This is a genomic window from Acrocarpospora macrocephala (genome assembly GCF_009687865.1).
In the GTDB taxonomy this organism is placed as follows: domain Bacteria; phylum Actinomycetota; class Actinomycetes; order Streptosporangiales; family Streptosporangiaceae; genus Acrocarpospora; species Acrocarpospora macrocephala.
Genome location: NZ_BLAE01000070.1, coordinates 36,549 through 53,545, shown reverse-complemented (window position 1 = coordinate 53,545; position 16,997 = coordinate 36,549). Strand labels below are relative to the sequence as shown.

The window sequence follows — 16,997 nt, the reverse complement described above, 5'->3', positions numbered from 1 at the left end:
CGGGTGGGGGCGGTCCGCGGGAGGGTGAGCGCGAGTCCGGCGAGGGTCCGGACCGTGGAGGCACTCATGAGCGAGATCTACGTCACCCTGTCGGGGAATGTCACCGACGATCCGAAGCAGTTCCACTTTGGTGACGGGTCCCGGGCGACCTCGATGCGGGTCGCGGTCAACCGCCGGTTCCTGGATCGCCAGACGCAGACCTGGCAGGACGGGGAGACCACCTTCTACACCGTGCGCTGCTACCGTGCGCTGGCCGACCACGTGGCCCAGTCGGTGCGGCGGGGGCATCCGGTGGTGGTGTCGGGCAAGCTGCGGGTGAAGCAGTTCGAGCGCGGTGGGGAGCAGCGTTTCTGGGTCGAGGTGGAGGCGGTCTCGGTCGGCCACGACCTCAAATGGGGGATCACCAGCTTCGAGCGCCCGGTGCGCGGTTCCACGGGTCCAGTCGCCGCCGCGCGTGATCTCCGGGCCATGGAGGACGCCACCCGCGAGTGGGAGCTCACCACGGTTCCCTCGAACCCGCTGCGCCTGCTGGAGGGCGGCGCGGGCAGGCCGGACGCCGAGCCGTACCTGGCCGATGACGTCTACGAGAGCGCGGCCGACGGTGTGGTCGGCGGTCTGGCCGGCGGCGCGGCTGGCGGTTTCGGCGGTGGGTTCGGCGGTGGTCTGGCCGGTGATGCGGCTGGTGGTCTGGCCGACGGTCAGGTCGGCGGTTTGGCTGGTGGTCAGGTCGGCGGTCTGGGTGGTGGTCTGGCCGATGGTCAGGCTGGGGATCTGGGTGGCGGTCTGGCCGATGGTCAGGCCGGGGGTCTGGCTGGTCTGGTCGAGGGTTCGGTGGACGACGGGCACGAGGTTCCGTGGCCCGGTGACGCGATGCCGCTGGCGGCTTGACGGGGGAGGGGGGCATCGGCCGTGCGCGGCCGGTGCCCTCGATCAGGGTCCGGAGATCGGCCGATGGCGACGATCCGCGTCGCTGCAAGAGCACCAGATCAGGTCCAGGTAACGCCCCGCACCATGGCTGCTCCTTTCCCACACGGCCCGCCCGCGAAGGAGCGGTTCCCCACCAACGGGCGGCTGCGGCGAATCACCACAGAACCGCCCCCAGGCCATCAGAACGAATGGCCACGCTGCCCAAGGTAGCGGTTCCCGTCGCGCGTCGCACACTCCGCAACTATTGTGTTACACATCGTGAGACGCTGGAGTCAGCGTATGGACGCGTTGGGGGATGGGATGGCAGCGCCCAGTCAGACCTCGGCCAAACCGATGGGCGGCACGCCGGCACGCGGGGGCAGGTGGCCCCTGCTGGCGCAACGGCGTCCGCTGGTGCTCTATCTGGTGGCGATCGTGGCGCTGGATCTGGCGGCGATCGGCTACTTCGCGGCGACCACCAGGCTCGCGGTCGCCGACCTGGCCACGTTCCTGGCCCTGACGGCCTGCGGCGCGGTCTGCATCGAGGCGACCCGGCGGCTCGGCATGCCCGCCGGGGTCCACCGCGACCTGCTCTCCGCCTGGTGGCTGCCGGCCGCGCTGCTGCTCCCGCCGGTCTACGCGCTGGTCGCGCCGATCCCGCTGCAGATCCTGCTGCAACTGCGGGTCCGGGCCACGGTCGCCTACCGGCGGGTGTTCAGCGCGGCCGCGATCGGCCTGGCCGCCGGGACCGCCTCGGTGGCCTTCCACGCCCGGGTGGCCGACCCGGGGGAGCTGGGCCTGGGCACCGGCTGGCCGATCGTCACGGCGGTCGCCTGCGCGGCCATGTTCACCGTGCTCAACACGGCGTTGATCGCCATCGCCGCGCACACCGCCGACCCCGACAGCCGCTGGCGGGACGTGCTGTGGGATCGGGAGAGCCTGCTGCTGGACGCGGTCGAGCTCTGCCTGGGCGTCTCGGTGGCCATCCTGTGCGGGCTCAACCTGGCGCTGCTGCTGCTGGCGCTGCCTCCGGTCATGCTGCTGCAGCGCAGCCTGCTCCACGCCCAGCTGCAGGCCGCGGCCAGGACCGACCCGAAGACCGGCCTGCTCAACGCCGCCGCCTGGCAGCGCGAGGCGGACACCGAGATCGTCAGGGCCCGCCGCACCGGCGAGATGCTGGCCCTGCTCATCGTCGACATCGACCACTTCAAACGGGTCAACGACACCTACGGCCACCTGGTCGGCGACCAGGTCCTGATCGGGGTCGCGGCCACCCTGCGCAGCCAGCTGCGCGACTACGACGTGGTCGGCCGGTTCGGCGGCGAGGAGTTCGTGGTCCTGCTGCCCCGCGCCGACGTGGCCGAGGCCCGCCGGGTGGCCGAACGGCTCAGGACCCGGGTCGGGCGGATGGCCGTGCCCGTCGACGACGCCATGATCACCGTGACCATCTCGGCCGGAGTCGCGATCATGAACATGCACGGGGACGACCTGATCGAACTGCTCGCCGCCGCCGACCTGGCCCTCTACCGGGCCAAGGAACTGGGCCGGGATCGCATCTGCCTGCCCGCCACCCAGAATCCGCCGACGGACGGCAAGCCCGCCACGGCCCACTAAGCTTGACCCCATGGCCGAGTACATCTACACGATGCGACGTGTGCGCAAAGCGGTCGGCGACAAGGTGATCCTTGACGACGTCACGCTCTCCTTTCTGCCCGGAGCGAAGATCGGCGTGCTCGGTCCCAACGGCACCGGCAAGTCCACCCTGCTCAAGATGATGGCGGGCATCGAGAACACCTCCAACGGCGAAGCCCAGCTGATGCCCGGCTTCACCGTCGGCATGCTCCAGCAGGAGCCGCCGCTGAACGAGAACAAGACCGTGCTCGGCAATGTGGAGGAGGGCGTCGCCGAGACCAAGGCGCTGCTCGACCGCTACAACCAGATCGTCGAGCAGATGGCCACCGACTACACCGACGAGCTGCTCAACGAGATGGGCAAGCTCCAGGACGAGATCGACCATCGCAACGCCTGGGAGCTCGAAAGCCAGCTGGAGCAGGCGATGGACGCGCTCCGCTGCCCGCCCGCCGACTCCCCGGTCACCACCCTGTCCGGGGGCGAGCGCCGCCGGGTCGCGCTGTGCAAGCTGCTGCTGGAGCAGCCCGACCTGCTCCTGCTCGACGAGCCCACCAACCACCTCGACGCCGAAAGTGTCCAGTGGCTGGAGTCCCACCTGGAGAAGTATCCGGGGACCGTGCTCGCCGTCACCCACGACCGTTATTTCCTCGACAACGTGGCCGGCTGGATCCTGGAACTCGACCGCGGCCGCTGCTACCCGTATGAGGGGAACTACTCCACCTACCTGGAGGCCAAGGCGGCCCGGTTGAAGGTGGAGGGGCAGAAGGACGCCAAGCGGAAGAAGCGCCTGGAGGACGAGCTCCAGTGGGTGCGCTCCAACGCCAAGGCGCGGCAGACCAAGAGCAAGGCCCGCCTCCAGCGGTATGAGGAGATGGCCGCCGAGGCCGACAAGTTCCGCAAGCTGGACTTCGACGAGATCCAGATCCCGCCGGGTCCCCGCCTGGGCACCACGGTCATCCGGTCCGAGAACCTCACCAAGGGCTTCGAGGACCGGCTGCTGATGGACAACCTCAGCTTCGACCTGCCGCGTAACGGCATCGTCGGCGTGATCGGCCCGAACGGTGTCGGCAAGACCACGCTGTTCCGCATGATCACGGGCAGCGAGACGCCGGACAAGGGCTCGATCACCATCGGCGAGACCGTCAAGATCTCCTACGCGGACCAGACCCGCGCCGCGATCGAGGCGAGCAAGAACGTCTGGGAGGTGGTCTCCGACGGGCTCGACTACATCAAGGTTGGCAACGTCGAGATGCCGTCCCGGGCGTATATCGCGGCGTTCGGTTTCAAGGGACCCGACCAGCAGAAGAAGGCGGGTGTGCTGTCCGGCGGCGAGCGGAACCGGCTCAACCTGGCGCTCACCCTCAAGCAGGGCGGCAACGTGCTGCTGCTGGACGAGCCGACCAACGACCTCGACACCGAGACGCTCTCCTCGCTGGAGAACGCGCTGCTGGACTTCCCCGGCTGCGCGGTCATCACCTCGCACGACCGGTGGTTTCTGGACCGCATCGCCACCCACATCCTGGCCTGGGAAGAGGGCTCGAACTGGTTCTGGTTTGAGGGTAACTACGCGGACTACGAGAAGAACAAGATCGACCGGCTCGGCGCGGACGCGGCGCGCCCGCATCGGGTCACCTACCGCAAGCTGACGCGCGAGTAGCGTGCGGCATGTGTTCTCCCGGCAGATCCGGTTCGCCGACATCGATCAGCTGGGGCACGTCAACAACGTCCGGTTCTTCGACTACCTGGAGGACGCGCGGCTGGCCATGCTCTACCTGGATCCGATCCGGGCGGGCGGGCAGCCGCATCGTGGCCTGGTCGTGGCGCGGCACGAGATCGACTACCGGCGGGCGCTGACGTTCCGTCCCGAACCCGTGCGGGTGGAGACCTGGGTGACCGCGATCACCCCGGTCCGGTTCACCCTGGCGTACGAGATTCGGGACGAGGACGTGGTCTTCGTGGAGGCCATGTCGGTCATGGTGGCCTATGACGCGGCGGCGGGGACGCCGCGCCGGCTCACCGGGGACGAGCGGGCCTACCTCGAGAAGTTCACCGCGTAATCAGCCGGGTGCGGAACTCACCGAGTGAGAAGCCAGGTCGGCCGGAGTTCACCCGGTGCGCAGCCAGGTGGCCGTGTCCGGGGGCAGCGTGCCGCCATCAGGGCCGGGTGCCGCCCTACGCGTTCACCAGGCTGTGTGCGGCGTAGACGAGGTATTTCCAGAGCTTCTCGTGCTGCTCTTCCGGGAGTTCCAGGGTTTCTACCGCGTCGCCCATGTGCTTGAGCCATGCGTCCCGCTCCGGCTCCCCGATCACGAACGGCGCGTGCCGCATGCGCAGCCGGGGGTGGCCCCGCTCCTGACTGTACGTACCCGGGCCGCCCCAGTACTGGATCAGGAACAGCCGCAGCCGCTCCTCGGCGCCGGTGAGATCCGCTTCGGGATAGAGCGGACGCAGCAGCGGATCCTCCGCCACACCCTGGTAGAACCGGTGGACGAGGCGCTTGAAGGCCTCCTCGCCGCCGATGAGGTCGTAGAAACTCTCCTCGCTGGTCACGGTTTCAGCCTAAGACAGCTACTCGCCAGTAAAGTCGCGGGGCCCGGGGGTGAAGATTTCCCCCGGGGGAGGATTCTCATCCCGCGGACCTTCCTGCCGGATGATGATTCTTCTGCCGTACTGAATCAGGCGCACCGGAACAGGGTGCGCCGGATCAGGCGGCGAAGGCGAGGCCCTGCTCGTCGAAGGCGCGCTTGATCCGGCGCCGGAGCTCGCGGGCGGCGTTGGCGCGCTCGCCGGGCACGGTCTTCACGCTGACCCGGAAGATCACGGCGGAGTCGGAGATCTGCTCCATGCCGAAGACCTGAGGCTCCTCGACGATCACCGTGTCGTGGAAGTTCTCGTCCTCCCACAGCTGGGTGGCGATCTCCTTCAGCAGGTCCTGCACCCGGATCACATCCGCGTCGTACGCCACCGGAATGTCCACCACCGCCCGCGACCAGCCCTGGGACTCGTTGCCGACCCGGGTGATGGTGCCGTTCCTGACGTACCAGACCTTGCCGTCGGCGTCCCGGAGCCGCGTGATGCGCAGGGTGACCGCTTCGACGGTGCCGATGGCGACTCCGGTGTCGATCACGTCGCCGACCCCGTACTGGTCCTCCACCAGCATGAACATGCCGGCGATGAAGTCTTTGACCAGCTCCTGCGCGCCGAAGCCGACCGCCACGCCGAGCACGCCGACGCTGGTGAGCAGGGGCGCGATCGGGATGCCGATCTTGGTGGCGATGGTGAGGAAGGCGGTGCCGAGGATGACCACCGAGGCGATGCTGCGCAGCACGGAACCGAGGGTGTCGCCGCGCTGTCTGCGCCGTTCGCTCAGGATGGCGGAGGTGGCGTCCTCCGGGGTGGCGGCGCGGCGGAGCCGGTCCGGCAGCACGCCCTCGCCGGCCCGCAGGGTGATCCGGGTGATCAGCCGATGCGCGATCTTTCTGATCACCATGGCCGCGACCAGGATCAGCAGGATGATCAGGATCACGTCGGCGACCCCGGCGACCAGCGGGATCCACTCAGGGTAGGCGGCCCGCGGCGGGAGCATGGCATTCAGAATCGTGCAGAGCAGGCCTTCGCCTTTGTTGCACGCCTCTACGAGAGTCTGGCCCGCCTCGTGGAAGTTGATGAGCGAGGTCGGGCTGGGGGTTGGCGTGGGGCTGGGGGACAAACTTGGCGTCACGCTGGGCATGATGCTCGGTGTCGGGCTCGGGCTCGGGGAGAGCAGGAACACGAGGTGGATCCCCCTCGGATCGGTTCATTCGGCGCTAGGTGAGGTCGACGCAGGTCAACCTAAACCATATTGCCGAGCGAACCGGCCAACGTCACATTACGCCGGGGAGACGTGAGTGCCTGACCCCGGGCCGCGGAGGGCAGGGGCAGACATTCCTGTGACGGCTGGCAGGACCGGAACGTGCACCCGGAAGCACATCCCAAGCCGTTCTCCGAGAGGGGGACCCCCCGAACAGCCATCCAGCCCGGTCGCCCGTGCCGGATGGCAGCCAGCCGGGTACGGCTCCGCGCCGGAGCCGTACCCGAGACTGCGTGGGCCCGAGGGCCCAGAAAATTCCGTACCAGTACCAATCAGATCCGCCGGTTTCGGGACCGGCGGGATGCCACAACGTTCCCCGCGAGGGGCGCGTTCCGCACCGGGCATCCCGCCGGCCCTGTGGAGCCGCGGTGGCCGCGACGAGCCAAGGTGACTGCGCTTCACCTGGTTCGTCGCGGCGGTGCGATCATTCGGTTATTCGCCTACCGCGGCGAGCACGCGCGCGACCTTGGTCGCGGCACCGGCCGGATCGTCCGCCCGGTGCATTCGCTCCCCCCAGGACCACCAATAGTCCGCCGCCTTGCAGACGACGTTCTCGGTGAGACTGGTCGCATTCGGGTTGATCACGCGGACGAAGGCACGGCCGGTCTGGCTGTGCACCACCCGCGCGTGAAATCCCCGAGTGCCGAGCTCTGAAGCAAGACGCTCCAGATGCCCGAAATCGTCCTCCCCCACCGTTCGTCCTCCTTCTCGGGCTTCTTTCGGTGATTTGCGGCTCTGCGTTTCGGTGCTGGTTGGCCCAACATGACTTACCAGGCCGCACTGGTCAACGAAGCGCAAAGGCAGCTCTGGATGCGGTTAACACCAAGTGGGTTGAAAGAACCAGCCCGGGGGTGGACGATCCTTAATCAGCACGTTCGACAGTGGGACCGGGCCGGACAAAACTGGTCCATCATTTGGTTGGGCGCAGTGCAACCTTAGCGTTACGCTGAGTCAGTAGATGAGGACCGGTCGGGACATGTGGGCGGCGCGTACGGCTGGCCACGAGAGAGGGGCCGGTATGTCCGGCAGGCAACACAAGGAGACGGAGACCGCGAGGCGGGTCCGGGCCCGAGGCCTGGCCGCTGGGCGGAGTCTGGCGAGCGTCGCCGAAGAGATCTTCGAGGCATGCTCGCCGCTGTTCGGCACCACCCGGATCAAATCCCACCGGCTTTCGAACGGCATCGCGCTCGCCGACGTGATCGAGCAGGTGCGCGCCCTCTTCGAGCGGGACGGGAAGGCAATCCCGGGAATCGGGGAGACGTTGCTGTCCGCGTATGAATCCGGACTCAAACGCCCCGGGCCCGAGTACCTCCACTACCTCTGCTGTGTCTACCGGGTCGAACCGGTCGCCTTGGGCTACGACGGTCCCTGCATCTGCGGTCATGGTCACCGTATGCCGGGCGTAGTCCGCGGTGGCGACCTGCAAGACGGAAGATCCGACACATCCCCCGTCTCGCGCGAGCTGCTGGTCCTCTCGGACGGTGGTGACCCCTCAACGGGCGGGGGCGAGGAGGACGAGAACGTGCTACGGAGGACGCTGTTGAAGCTCCTCGCCGGCACCTCGGTGAGCCTGGACGGTCAGGTCCTGGGTGCGGTTGAGAACATCAGGCGGCGGATGGACGACACCATGGTGTCGGCGACCGTCTCTCCGGCGATGCTCGATCAGTGGGAGGAATCCACGGTCGGCTTCGGTCGCCAATATATGAACACCCCGCCGCTCCGGCTGCTCTGTGACGTGCTGCTGGAATTCGCGGCGGTGCGCAAGGCGATGGAACGGCGCCAGCCGGTCGATCTTCAGGAGCGGCTCTGCCGGATGGCGGCGCAGCTCTCCGGGCTGTGCGGCATGATCATGATCGATCTCGGCGACCACCGGCTGGCGCGGTCCTTCTTCCGCACCGGGCGGACCGCCGCCGACGAGACGGGCGACCGCGCGCTGCGCGCCTGGGTGGTGGCTCGCGAGGCGCTCGTCCCGCTCTACTACGGCGACCCGCGCGAGGCCCTCACGCTGGCCAAGAAGAGCCGGGACATGGCCGGCCAGACGCCCTGTGCGGCCAAGACCATGGCCCCGGTCGTGGAGGCCAGGGCGCTGGCCATGCTGGCCGGCAGCAACGGCCAGAAGAAGGACGTGGTCGACCAGGCCAAGCGGGCGCTGTCCCGGGCCCGCACCGCGTTCTCCCAGATGGTCCCGTCCGAGCAGGAGGACACCGCGTTCGGCTACACCGAACGCCAGCTCTACTTCTACCAGGGCGACGTGCTGGTGCGGCTCGGCGAGACGCTCGAGGCCGACGTCGTGCTGGAGCAGGCCCTCGGGCAGTACGAGGGCGAGCCGCTGGACCAGACGCTCATCCGGCTCGACCTGGCCCAGTGCCGCCTCATCGAGGGTGAGCCCGAGGAGGCCGTGCAGCTGGCCACCAGGGCGCTGGAGATGATCGAGAAGATCCACCGCACCGAACTGGTGATAGCCAGGGTGAACGAGCTGATCGGCGGCGTCACCGGTAAGTATGGCGAGATCAAGGGCCTGGACCGGCTCAGGGAAGTCGCCCTGGACCGGGCCCAGCTGGATCTCGGCGATCTGGTGGGGGGTCTATGAGCTTCCCGTTACGGGTGCGGCGCTACCGGTGGTCCGATCTGGACCAGGTTTGGGCACTGCACCAGATCAGCCTTGCCCAAGTCGGGCTCGCGCCCGGCGACGGCGTCTACTACGAGGACGATTTCCCCCGGATCAGCGAGGTGTATCTGGCCGATCGGGGCGAATTCCTCGTCGGTGAGGTGCCCGGCGGCCGGATCGTCGCTATGGGCGGATTGCGCCGTTTGGATGAGGACACGGCGGAAATGTGCCGTTTGCGGGTGCATCCGGAGTATCAGCGGCGTGGTTATGGCGCGCAGATCCTGGAATTGCTCGAACAGCGGGCGTGTGAGCTGGGCTACAGCCTCCTGCGCGGGGACACCACCCTGCAGCAGGGGGCGGCGATCGAGCTTTACCGCAAGTACGGCTGGCGCGAACTCAGCCGCGAAGTCCGCGGCGACGCCGTCGTTCTTTATGGCGAAAAATCACTAATTCCTGTGAATTCTGGTCAATTCATCAGGTAAGTACGGCTGGCGAGTGAAAGTTTCCGGCCGGTTCGCCGGGTTCCTCCGAGGACGCTCCGGCCCTTAGGCCGGGGAGGAGCCGGACTCCTGGGGAGCAGGGTAGGAAAAGGCGGATCGCCGTCAGGGCGATTCGCCGTCTGCCTCGACGGTGGCGCGCTCGCCCTCCAGGCGGTACACGATCTCGGAGTTGAGGGACCTGCGGGCGGACTTGGCCTGAGCGACCAGCCACGCATGAAGGCCAGCGGGCAGTCTGAGCGTGATGCGCACTTCATGATCCATACCTCGGATCATAGTGGTAGAGTGGTGTCATGAAGACACCAGGGGCGATTGAGGGTACCGAACATGCCCGGTATACTTATCGGCCCCGTGTGTCCTCGACCGCCCGCACGCGGTTGCTTCCGGAGTGGGACTGGTGTCGGTGGGTGTGGAACGAGTGCGTGGCCAAGTCCAAGGCCGTGCACGCGCACAACAAGACGCACCCCGAGGACAAGCAAACCTGCGGCCCGGCCCAACTCGACATGATGCTGACTGAGGCCCGCGCGAAGACGCCGTGGCTGCGGGAGGGCGCCAGTGTCCCGCAGCAGCAGATCATCCGGGACTTCGGCAAGTCCCGCGCGAAGGCGCAGAAGGACATCAAGGAACGCCTGCCGCAGCGACAGCGGGCCGGGATGCCGAAGTGGAAGAAGAAGCGCGAGAGCGACCCGACGCTGAATTACACCAAGCGCGGGTTCCGGCTGAAGGACGGCTGCCTGCACCTGGCGGGCGGCATTGTCTTGACCGTGGTGTGGTCGCGCGAGTTGCCCGCAGAGCCGTCCAGCGTGCGCGTGTACCGGGACAGCGTCGGCCACTGGTACGCCTCGTTCGTTGTGCCCGCCGAAGTCCAGCCGCTCCCGGCGACGGGCGCGGTGATCGGAATCGACTGGGGTGTCAAGGAGACCGCGACCACCACCTCAGAAGCCCACGACCTCCCCCACGCACGGCACGGCCGGAAGGCCAAGGTGAAGCTGTTGCGGTACGACCGGATGATGGCCCGCCGCAAACCCGCCAAGGGGCAGGCCGCCTCGAAGGGCTACCGCGAGGCCAAGCACCTGCGCGCGAAGGCGTACAAGAAGATCGCCCGGCAGCGGCAGGACACCGGCCGCAAGTGGGCCAAGCGCGTAGTGACCGACCACGACACGATCGCCGTGGAGGACTTCCGCCCGAAGTTCCTCGCCAAGACCACCATGGCCCGCAAGGCGGCAGACGCGGCCATCGGCGCCACCAAGAAGGCCCTGGTGGAGATGGGCCGCAAGCACGGGCGGGACGTCCGTCTCGTGCACCCCGCGCACACCACCATGGACTGCGCATCGTGCGGAGCGAGAACCAAGCACGCACTTCCTCTTTCGGAACGTGTTTACACCTGCACCGCGTGCGGAGTCGTATCTCCCAGGGACAAGAACTCCGCTCGTGTGATGCTGGTCCGGGCTGGTCTGGACCCGGCTGGTGTCGAGGGCGTAAGACCTCCCGGACCGCCGGTCCGGGAGGCGGCCTGAGCCAGGAATCCCTTCCCTTCAGGGAGGGGAGCAGTCAAAACAGGTGATCGAGAATGGTGAGCAGGTTCGGGGGCTCGATCGGCTCGGGGAGCGCGGCCAGGTCGGCCCGGGAGAGCCAGGCGTGGCCGCGGTAGGTGCCGTCCTCCTCCGGGGTGAGTTCGGTGGAGGCCACGTCGGGAGTGGTGTCGAAGCGCGCCAGGAAGAACGGCTCGGTCTTGACGTAGTGCACGCCTAACCAGTGGTAGTCGCGTTCGACCGGTATCCACTGGTCAAGGACCTTGTCCCCAGGCAGCCCGGTCTCCTCGGCGAGCTCGCGGCGAGCCGCTTCCAGGGGCGTCTCGCCGGGTTCGATCCCGCCGCCGGGGGGCTCCCAGAAGACGACATCGCTCACGTGATCGTGCCAGCGGAGCAGGAGCACACGGCCCTGACCGTCCACGCAGAGAACCCGGGCCGCGGGTCGTGAGTCAGCCACGATCGCCCATCCTGCCATCGGAGCGGACGACCTATCTCCGGAACATCCGGGACAGTGATGTCCGGGGAGAGCGATATCATGCTCAGCCGAAGGACACGCGCGCCAAGGGATCCCGATGAACGCCGAATATGTGCTGACCCTGTCCTGCCCGGACCGGCCAGGGGTGGTCGCGGCCGTCTCCGGGTTACTTGCCGGGCGCGGGTGCAACATCACCGAGAGCCAGCAGTTCGGCGATCCCGAGGCCGATCGGTTCTTCATGCGTGTGCAGTTCACCGGTGATGTGCCGGTGGACGAGCTGCGGGTCGCCTTCGCCGCTCTCGCCACCGAGTTCCGGATGGATCTTCAACTTTTCGACCGGGCGGTGAAGCCGCGGGTCCTGGTGCTGGTCAGCAAGTTCGATCACTGCCTGAACGACCTGCTCTACCGGGTGCGCTCCCGGCTGCTCGACATCGAGATCGTCGCGGTCGCGTCCAACCACCCCGACCTGCGACCGCTCACCCAGTCGTACGGGATCGACTACCACCACCTGCCCGTCACGCCGGAGACGAAGAGCAGGCAGGAGGCCGAGGTGCTCACCCTGGTCGACCACTACCGGGCCGATCTGGTGGTGCTGGCGCGTTACATGCAGGTCCTGTCCGAAGACCTGTGCGCCAAGCTCTCCGGCCGGGTGATCAATATTCACCACTCGTTCCTGCCGTCGTTCAAGGGCGCTAAGCCCTACCACCAGGCGCACGCCCGTGGCGTCAAGCTCATCGGCGCCACCGCCCACTACGTGACCGCCGACCTGGACGAGGGCCCGATCATCGAACAGGAGGTGGCCCGGGTGAACCACACCCACTCCGCCACCGACCTGGTCGCCATCGGCAAGGACCTCGAATGCCAGGCCCTGGCTCGCGCCGTCCGCTGGCACGCCGAACACCGAATCCTCCTGGACGGCCACAAGACCGTCATCTTCCCGCGTTAGAGCGCCCGTACGCCCCTGACCCGCCGGGCACAGAAGTTCGAGGCGGAAATTTCCCGCCTCGAACGGATCCGGGCCCGAGCAGGGGTTACGACTCGTGCGCCAGCCCGGTGTGGGTGGCGAGGAAGGCCAGCTGGTCGGCGGCCAGCGCGACCGTCTTGCTGACCGAGCGAGCCCCGTGCCCGGCCTCGGTCTCGTTGCGGAGCAGGATCGGGCGGTCGGAGGACGTCGCGAACTGCAGGGCGGCCGCCATCTTCCAGGCGTGCAGCGGATGCACCCGGGTGTCGGAGGCGAACACGGTGAACAGCGTCGCCGGATAGGCCACCCCCTCCCGGACGTGGTGATACGGCGAGTAGGACCACAGCCAGGCGAACTCCTCGGCCACCTCTGCCGAGCCGTACTCCACGTTCCAGGTGGCGCCGAGGCCGAACTGCTCGTAGCGGATCATGTCCAGCAGCGGGGCGGAGCAGACGACCGCCGCGTAGAGCTCCGGGCGCTGGGTGAGGGCCGCGCCGACCAGCAGGCCGCCGTTGGAGCCGCCGGAGATGGCCAGTTGCGCCGAGGTGGTCACGCCGGTGGCGATCAGGTGCTCGGCCGCCGCGTGCAGGTCGTCGAAGACGTTCTGCTTGGCGCCGAGCATCCCGGCCCGGTGCCACTCCTCGCCCTGCTCGCCGCCGCCGCGCAGCTGCGCGATCGCGTAGACCCCGCCGGCCTCGACCCAGGTCAGGATGGAGGCCGAATAGCCGGGCGCCATCGAGATGCCGAAGCCGCCATAGCCGTACAGCACGGTGGGGCGGGGGCCTGAGCCGTCGACGGGGGAGATGACCAGCATGTGCACCTCGGTGCCGTCGGCCGAGGAGTAGACGACGTGCTCGGTTTTGACCGGGGGGACCTCCACCGTGCCGGGGGAGGAGGCCCAGAGGGTCGTCTCGCCGGTTCTGGCGTCGTAGCGCTGGATCGTGGGCGGGGTGGTGTTGTCGGTGTAGCCGAACCAGGCCTCGTGGCCGCCCTCAGGGCGCTCCGAGATGCCGCCGATGGTGCCGAGGCCGGGGGTGGGCACCGCGCCGGTCCTGACGCCGTCAGACAGGCGGTGCACCGAGATCTCCGCGATCGCGTGGCGGGTCCAGCCCACCAGCATGATCGGATCGTCCAGCTCGTCGAGGATCGCGAAGTCGCTCAGCACGGCCTCGGCGTCCTGCGGGATCAGGTCCCGCCAGTTCTCGTGGCCGGGAGCCTCCGGCGAGGCCACGCACACCCGGCCGCGTGGCGCGTCCCGGTCGGTGAACACGTAGAGCCTGCCGTCCCGGCCGAGGTGCAGGCCGGTCTGCGCGTCCACGTCCTCCTGGACGGTGATCAGCGTGGGGGACTCGCGCGGGGAGGACTCCAGGTCGGCGATCCAGAGATCGTTGCGCGGCGCGGTGCCCCGGGAGGCGGAGATCGTCAGCCAGCGGCCGTCGCGGGAGACCGAGACCCCGTAGTAGTTGGTCTTCTCCAGCCCTTCGCCGAAGATCATCACATCGTCGTCGGCGGGCGTGCCGAGAACATGCAGGTAGACGCGCCGGTGATACTGATCCTCGCCCTCCGGCACCTGATCGGGGGCCAGCCGGCGCACGTAGTAGTAGGACTCCCCACCGGGCAGCCAGGCCACCGGAGAATACCGGCACCGGTCGATCGGGCCCTCGACCACCGCGCCGCTCTCGATGTCCAGCACGTGCAGCTGGGACTCCTCGTCGCCGCCGACCGAGATCTGGTACGCCAGCAGCCGCCCTTCCTTGTCGGGCTGCCAGGAGTCGAGCGTGGTCAGCCCGGACGGATCCAGCGCCATCGGGTCGATCAGGGCGCGCTCGCCCCGCTCGTCCACCACGTAGAGCACCGCGTGCTCCTGCTCGGGGGTGCGGCGCATGAAAAAGTGTTTGTCGCCGCGCCAGGTCGGGGCCCCGATGGACCCCGATTTCAGCAGTTCCTCGACCCGCCCGCGGAAGCGCTCCCGGCCGGCCAGCCCGGCCTGCCCGAGCAGCTCGCTCTGGGCCTCCAGCCACTCCTTCACCTCGGGCGCGTCCGGATCCTCCAGCCATCGGTACGGATCGGGCACGGAGGTGCCGTGCAGGTCGTCGACGATCTCGGCCCGGCGAGCCGGTGGGTAAGGCGGTCGCGTCATGTCACGCACTTTAGGGCAGGCCACCGACAGACTCGTACCCCCAATACCGGGGAGTAAAAAGATGATCGCCGGGGCATAAAGAGCACCAGGCGTATCAGTTGCCCAGGTTATGGGGTGGCGGACAGGTCATCGCAAAGGCCACACTTTGGTTGAGGACGGTGCCGTGGTGACCATCCGCTGGACCGTCCGGCGGAGGTCTTCGTGAAGGAAACACCCGAGTCCCAACAGGTGGGGCCGCAACGTAGGCGCACAGTTGTCGCTCTGCGACTCGCCGCTCTCCGGTCGGCCGCCAGGTCTGCCGAGACTGCCGTGGAGGCCGGCTGATGCGCCAAGTCCTGCTCCTCAACGCCACCTACGAACCGCTCACCACGCTCTCCCTGCACCGGGCCATCATCCTGGTGCTGAGGGAGAAGGCCGACGTCGTCCACCGGGACGGCCGGGGCACGGTTCTCCGATCGGCCACCCGGACCCTGGACGTGCCGTCCGTGATCCGGCTGCGCCGCTACATCCGTATTCCGTACCGGTCCAGGATCCCGCTCACGCGGGCGGCGCTGATGCGCCGGGACGACTTCCGCTGCGCGTACTGCGGGCAGCGGGCCGAGACCATCGACCACGTGATCCCCCGATCCAAGGGTGGCCCGCACACGTGGGAGAACTGCGTCGCCTCATGTATGCCTTGCAATCACCGCAAGGCGGACAAGCTGCTGGAAGAGATCGGGTGGTCGCTCCGCGTCAGTCCAGCCGTGCCACGCGGTGCGCACTGGCGGCTGATTGGTGCACAATTCGACGGTGATCCGCAGTGGGCTCCTTATCTCACGGAGTCGGCGGCCTGAACTCGCTGATCGGACGGGCACAATCGAATCATGACGTGGACGCTCACCTCAGACGTGTCGGCCTACGCCGAAGCAGCCGAGCCCTGGCTGCTCCGGGACCCCGTGCGCAACACGGTCCTGCTGACCGTGTTGCGCTGGATCCGGAGCGGTCAGTACTCGGATCCCTTGATGGGCTGGTTTGTCGAGCATGGGGAGGTGCGGGGGGCGTTATGTCATACGCCGCCGTATCCGCTGCTGCTGGGGTCGTCCCCGTTCGCCGAGTTGCCCGCTCTGGTGGGGCAGCTGGTCAATCGTGGTCGTGAGCTGCCCGGGGTGACCGGGCCGGTGGAGACCGTGTCCACTTTCGCCTCCGCCTGGTGGCAGCCGGAGAAGGAACGCCGCTCGGAGCGCCTCTACCGGCTCGCCATGCTGGTCGCGCCCGGCGGCCCTGACGGTCGTTCCGCCCTGTACGGCCCAGGCCGGGCGCGGGTGGCCACCCTCGACGACCTCCCGACCGCCGTCCACTGGTTCCGCGCCTTCCAGACCGAGGCCCACGTCGACGTCTCCGCCGACCCCGGGCCGGTCGTCTCGGCGCGCCTGAATCGCAACGAGCTCGTCTGGTGGGAACTCGCGGGTCGCCCGGTCTCACTGGCGGGTGTATCGACGCCGATCTCCGGCATGTCCCGCATCGGCCCCGTCTTCACGCCTCCGGAATTCCGGCGCCACGGGTACGGCTCAGCCGTCACCTACGCCGCCACCCGCAAAGCCATCGACGACGGCGCCACCGAGGTCCTCCTGTTCACCGACCTCTCCAACCCCGTCTCCAATTCGATCTACCAATCCATCGGGTACGTCCCGGTATCCGACTACGCAACCATCACCTTCTCCTGAAGTGTTGCGGTTTTTCCCCCACCCACCCGCCCTTTGGGTCGTTCGCACTCGGCTCCATCGGCCTTCGGCTCCATCGGCCTTCGGCTCCATCGGCCTCCGGCCCCATCGGCCTCCGGCCCACCGGCCTCCGGCCCACCGGCCTCCGGCCCACCGGCCTTCGGCCCCACGGCCTCCGGCCCACCGGCCTCCGGCCCCACCGGCCTCCGGCCCCACCGGCCTCCGGCCTTGGGATGTCCTGCGCCCTGGGTTGGGTTCCTGCGAGTGGACCGGAGCTCCGGCTTGAAGGTGGGGTCCGCGGCGATCAATAGGCGGTCAGAAGGCGACTGATATTCACCAGGGTCGTGGCCGTTCGCGGTCGGTGGCTTCTGGGCGCACGCGCCGCCAAGGTGGTCACGGCACGGATTATGATGCGCTTATGCCTCGCTATGACTTTCGGTGTCGGTCCTGTGGTTCCACGTTTGAGTTGAACCGTCCGATGGCCGAGGCGAACGCGCCTGCGACCTGTCCGGATGGGCACGACGACACGGTGAAGCTGCTGTCCACCGTGGCGGTGACGGGGGCCGCGTCGGCTGGAGCCGCGCCACGCGCTTCCGGTGGCGGCGGCGGGGGATGTTGTGGCGGCGGTTGCTGCGGCTGATCGCCTAGCTACCGGGTGCGGCTAAGCCCGCCCGTCCAGAGCGCCTGGCAAGCTAA

At 68.2% G+C, this 16,997-nt stretch carries 17 protein-coding genes; 11 read left to right on the top strand and 6 right to left on the bottom strand.

Annotated features, from left to right (window positions below):
* Nucleotides 1-66 precede the first annotated feature (66 nt).
* From Amac_RS43470 to Amac_RS43455, 4 genes are all read left to right on the top strand, one after another.
* Nucleotides 67-888, top strand: coding sequence for a single-stranded DNA-binding protein (locus Amac_RS43470; protein WP_155360296.1), 822 nt, complete (start codon nt 67-69; stop codon nt 886-888).
* A 339-nt stretch (nt 889-1,227) separates the two neighbouring features.
* On the top strand, nt 1,228-2,520 hold the full coding sequence (locus Amac_RS43465) for a GGDEF domain-containing protein (RefSeq protein WP_155360295.1): 1,293 nt from the start codon (nt 1,228-1,230) through the stop codon (nt 2,518-2,520).
* Between the two features lie 10 nt (nt 2,521-2,530).
* Nucleotides 2,531-4,195, top strand: coding sequence for an energy-dependent translational throttle protein EttA (gene ettA / locus Amac_RS43460; RefSeq protein WP_155360294.1), 1,665 nt, complete (start codon nt 2,531-2,533; stop codon nt 4,193-4,195).
* A gap of 10 nt (nt 4,196-4,205) precedes the next feature.
* Nucleotides 4,206-4,595: an acyl-CoA thioesterase gene (locus Amac_RS43455; protein ID WP_218041645.1), complete on the top strand. Its 390-nt coding sequence runs from the start codon at nt 4,206-4,208 to the stop codon at nt 4,593-4,595.
* Between the two features lie 115 nt (nt 4,596-4,710).
* Here Amac_RS43455 and Amac_RS43450 read toward each other — a convergent pair whose 3' ends face one another.
* From Amac_RS43450 to Amac_RS43440, 3 genes are all read right to left on the bottom strand, one after another.
* Entirely contained in the window at nt 4,711-5,088 is a 378-nt protein-coding gene (locus Amac_RS43450) for a globin (protein ID WP_155360293.1), read from the bottom strand.
* Nucleotides 5,089-5,242: 154 nt separating this feature from the next.
* Nucleotides 5,243-6,268, bottom strand: a complete 1,026-nt coding sequence (locus Amac_RS43445) for a mechanosensitive ion channel family protein (RefSeq protein WP_155360304.1) — start codon at nt 6,266-6,268, stop codon at nt 5,243-5,245.
* Nucleotides 6,269-6,820: 552 nt separating this feature from the next.
* Entirely contained in the window at nt 6,821-7,081 is a 261-nt protein-coding gene (locus Amac_RS43440) for a hypothetical protein (RefSeq protein ID WP_155360292.1), read from the bottom strand.
* A 325-nt stretch (nt 7,082-7,406) separates the two neighbouring features.
* Here Amac_RS43440 and Amac_RS43435 point away from each other — a divergent pair, with 325 nt between their 5' ends.
* A complete protein-coding gene (locus tag Amac_RS43435) occupies nt 7,407-8,978 on the top strand; it encodes a tetratricopeptide repeat protein (protein WP_155360291.1) in 1,572 nt (523 codons plus the stop codon).
* Nucleotides 8,975-9,478 (top strand): GNAT family N-acetyltransferase, encoded by a 504-nt coding sequence (locus tag Amac_RS43430; RefSeq protein ID WP_155349931.1) that lies wholly within the window; start codon nt 8,975-8,977, stop codon nt 9,476-9,478. The genes Amac_RS43435 and Amac_RS43430 overlap by 4 nt, the downstream gene beginning before the upstream one ends.
* A gap of 120 nt (nt 9,479-9,598) precedes the next feature.
* Here Amac_RS43430 and Amac_RS43425 read toward each other — a convergent pair whose 3' ends face one another.
* Nucleotides 9,599-9,757, bottom strand: a complete 159-nt coding sequence (locus tag Amac_RS43425; protein ID WP_155360290.1) for an Arc family DNA-binding protein — start codon at nt 9,755-9,757, stop codon at nt 9,599-9,601.
* Nucleotides 9,758-9,786: 29 nt separating this feature from the next.
* On the opposite strand from Amac_RS43425, the gene Amac_RS43420 reads away from it, so the two are divergent.
* Entirely contained in the window at nt 9,787-11,010 is a 1,224-nt protein-coding gene (locus tag Amac_RS43420; RefSeq protein ID WP_155360289.1) for an RNA-guided endonuclease InsQ/TnpB family protein, read from the top strand.
* 34 nt (nt 11,011-11,044) lie between these two features.
* On the opposite strand, the gene Amac_RS43415 is transcribed toward Amac_RS43420, so the two are convergent.
* Nucleotides 11,045-11,482 (bottom strand): NUDIX hydrolase, encoded by a 438-nt coding sequence (locus Amac_RS43415; protein WP_246269074.1) that lies wholly within the window; start codon nt 11,480-11,482, stop codon nt 11,045-11,047.
* Nucleotides 11,483-11,597: 115 nt separating this feature from the next.
* On the opposite strand from Amac_RS43415, the gene purU reads away from it, so the two are divergent.
* Entirely contained in the window at nt 11,598-12,446 is an 849-nt protein-coding gene (purU, locus tag Amac_RS43410) for a formyltetrahydrofolate deformylase (protein WP_155360287.1), read from the top strand.
* Nucleotides 12,447-12,531: 85 nt separating this feature from the next.
* On the opposite strand, the gene Amac_RS43405 is transcribed toward purU, so the two are convergent.
* Nucleotides 12,532-14,601 carry a prolyl oligopeptidase family serine peptidase gene (locus Amac_RS43405; protein WP_155360286.1) on the bottom strand — a complete coding sequence of 690 codons (2,070 nt, stop codon included), beginning with the start codon at nt 14,599-14,601 and terminating at the stop codon, nt 12,532-12,534.
* A gap of 323 nt (nt 14,602-14,924) precedes the next feature.
* Here Amac_RS43405 and Amac_RS43400 point away from each other — a divergent pair, with 323 nt between their 5' ends.
* The 3 genes from Amac_RS43400 (at nt 14,925) to Amac_RS43390 (ending at nt 16,941) form a co-directional block, all read left to right on the top strand.
* Nucleotides 14,925-15,434 carry an HNH endonuclease gene (locus tag Amac_RS43400; protein WP_155349935.1) on the top strand — a complete coding sequence of 170 codons (510 nt, stop codon included), beginning with the start codon at nt 14,925-14,927 and terminating at the stop codon, nt 15,432-15,434.
* A 30-nt stretch (nt 15,435-15,464) separates the two neighbouring features.
* A complete protein-coding gene (locus tag Amac_RS43395; protein ID WP_155360285.1) occupies nt 15,465-16,304 on the top strand; it encodes a GNAT family N-acetyltransferase in 840 nt (279 codons plus the stop codon).
* Between the two features lie 415 nt (nt 16,305-16,719).
* Nucleotides 16,720-16,941: an FmdB family zinc ribbon protein gene (locus Amac_RS43390; protein ID WP_155351877.1), complete on the top strand. Its 222-nt coding sequence runs from the start codon at nt 16,720-16,722 to the stop codon at nt 16,939-16,941.
* Nucleotides 16,942-16,997: the final 56 nt, after the last annotated feature.

Excerpts from the sequence above, each read along its gene's own strand:
- Amac_RS43405 (WP_155360286.1), bottom strand. The coding sequence starts at position 14,601 with ATGACGCGACCGCCTTACCCACCGGCTCGCCGGGCCGAGATCGTCGAC.
- Amac_RS43435 (WP_155360291.1), top strand. The coding sequence starts at position 7,407 with ATGTCCGGCAGGCAACACAAGGAGACGGAGACCGCGAGGCGGGTCCGG.
- Amac_RS43430 (WP_155349931.1), top strand. The coding sequence starts at position 8,975 with ATGAGCTTCCCGTTACGGGTGCGGCGCTACCGGTGGTCCGATCTGGAC.
- Amac_RS43425 (WP_155360290.1), bottom strand. The coding sequence starts at position 9,757 with ATGGATCATGAAGTGCGCATCACGCTCAGACTGCCCGCTGGCCTTCAT.
- Amac_RS43400 (WP_155349935.1), top strand. The coding sequence starts at position 14,925 with ATGCGCCAAGTCCTGCTCCTCAACGCCACCTACGAACCGCTCACCACG.
- Amac_RS43445 (WP_155360304.1), bottom strand. The coding sequence starts at position 6,268 with ATGCCCAGCGTGACGCCAAGTTTGTCCCCCAGCCCCACGCCAACCCCC.
- Amac_RS43470 (WP_155360296.1), top strand. The coding sequence starts at position 67 with ATGAGCGAGATCTACGTCACCCTGTCGGGGAATGTCACCGACGATCCG.
- ettA (WP_155360294.1), top strand. The coding sequence starts at position 2,531 with ATGGCCGAGTACATCTACACGATGCGACGTGTGCGCAAAGCGGTCGGC.
- Amac_RS43420 (WP_155360289.1), top strand. The coding sequence starts at position 9,787 with ATGAAGACACCAGGGGCGATTGAGGGTACCGAACATGCCCGGTATACT.
- purU (WP_155360287.1), top strand. The coding sequence starts at position 11,598 with ATGAACGCCGAATATGTGCTGACCCTGTCCTGCCCGGACCGGCCAGGG.
- Amac_RS43390 (WP_155351877.1), top strand. The coding sequence starts at position 16,720 with ATGCCTCGCTATGACTTTCGGTGTCGGTCCTGTGGTTCCACGTTTGAG.
- Amac_RS43465 (WP_155360295.1), top strand. The coding sequence starts at position 1,228 with ATGGCAGCGCCCAGTCAGACCTCGGCCAAACCGATGGGCGGCACGCCG.
- Amac_RS43395 (WP_155360285.1), top strand. The coding sequence starts at position 15,465 with ATGACGTGGACGCTCACCTCAGACGTGTCGGCCTACGCCGAAGCAGCC.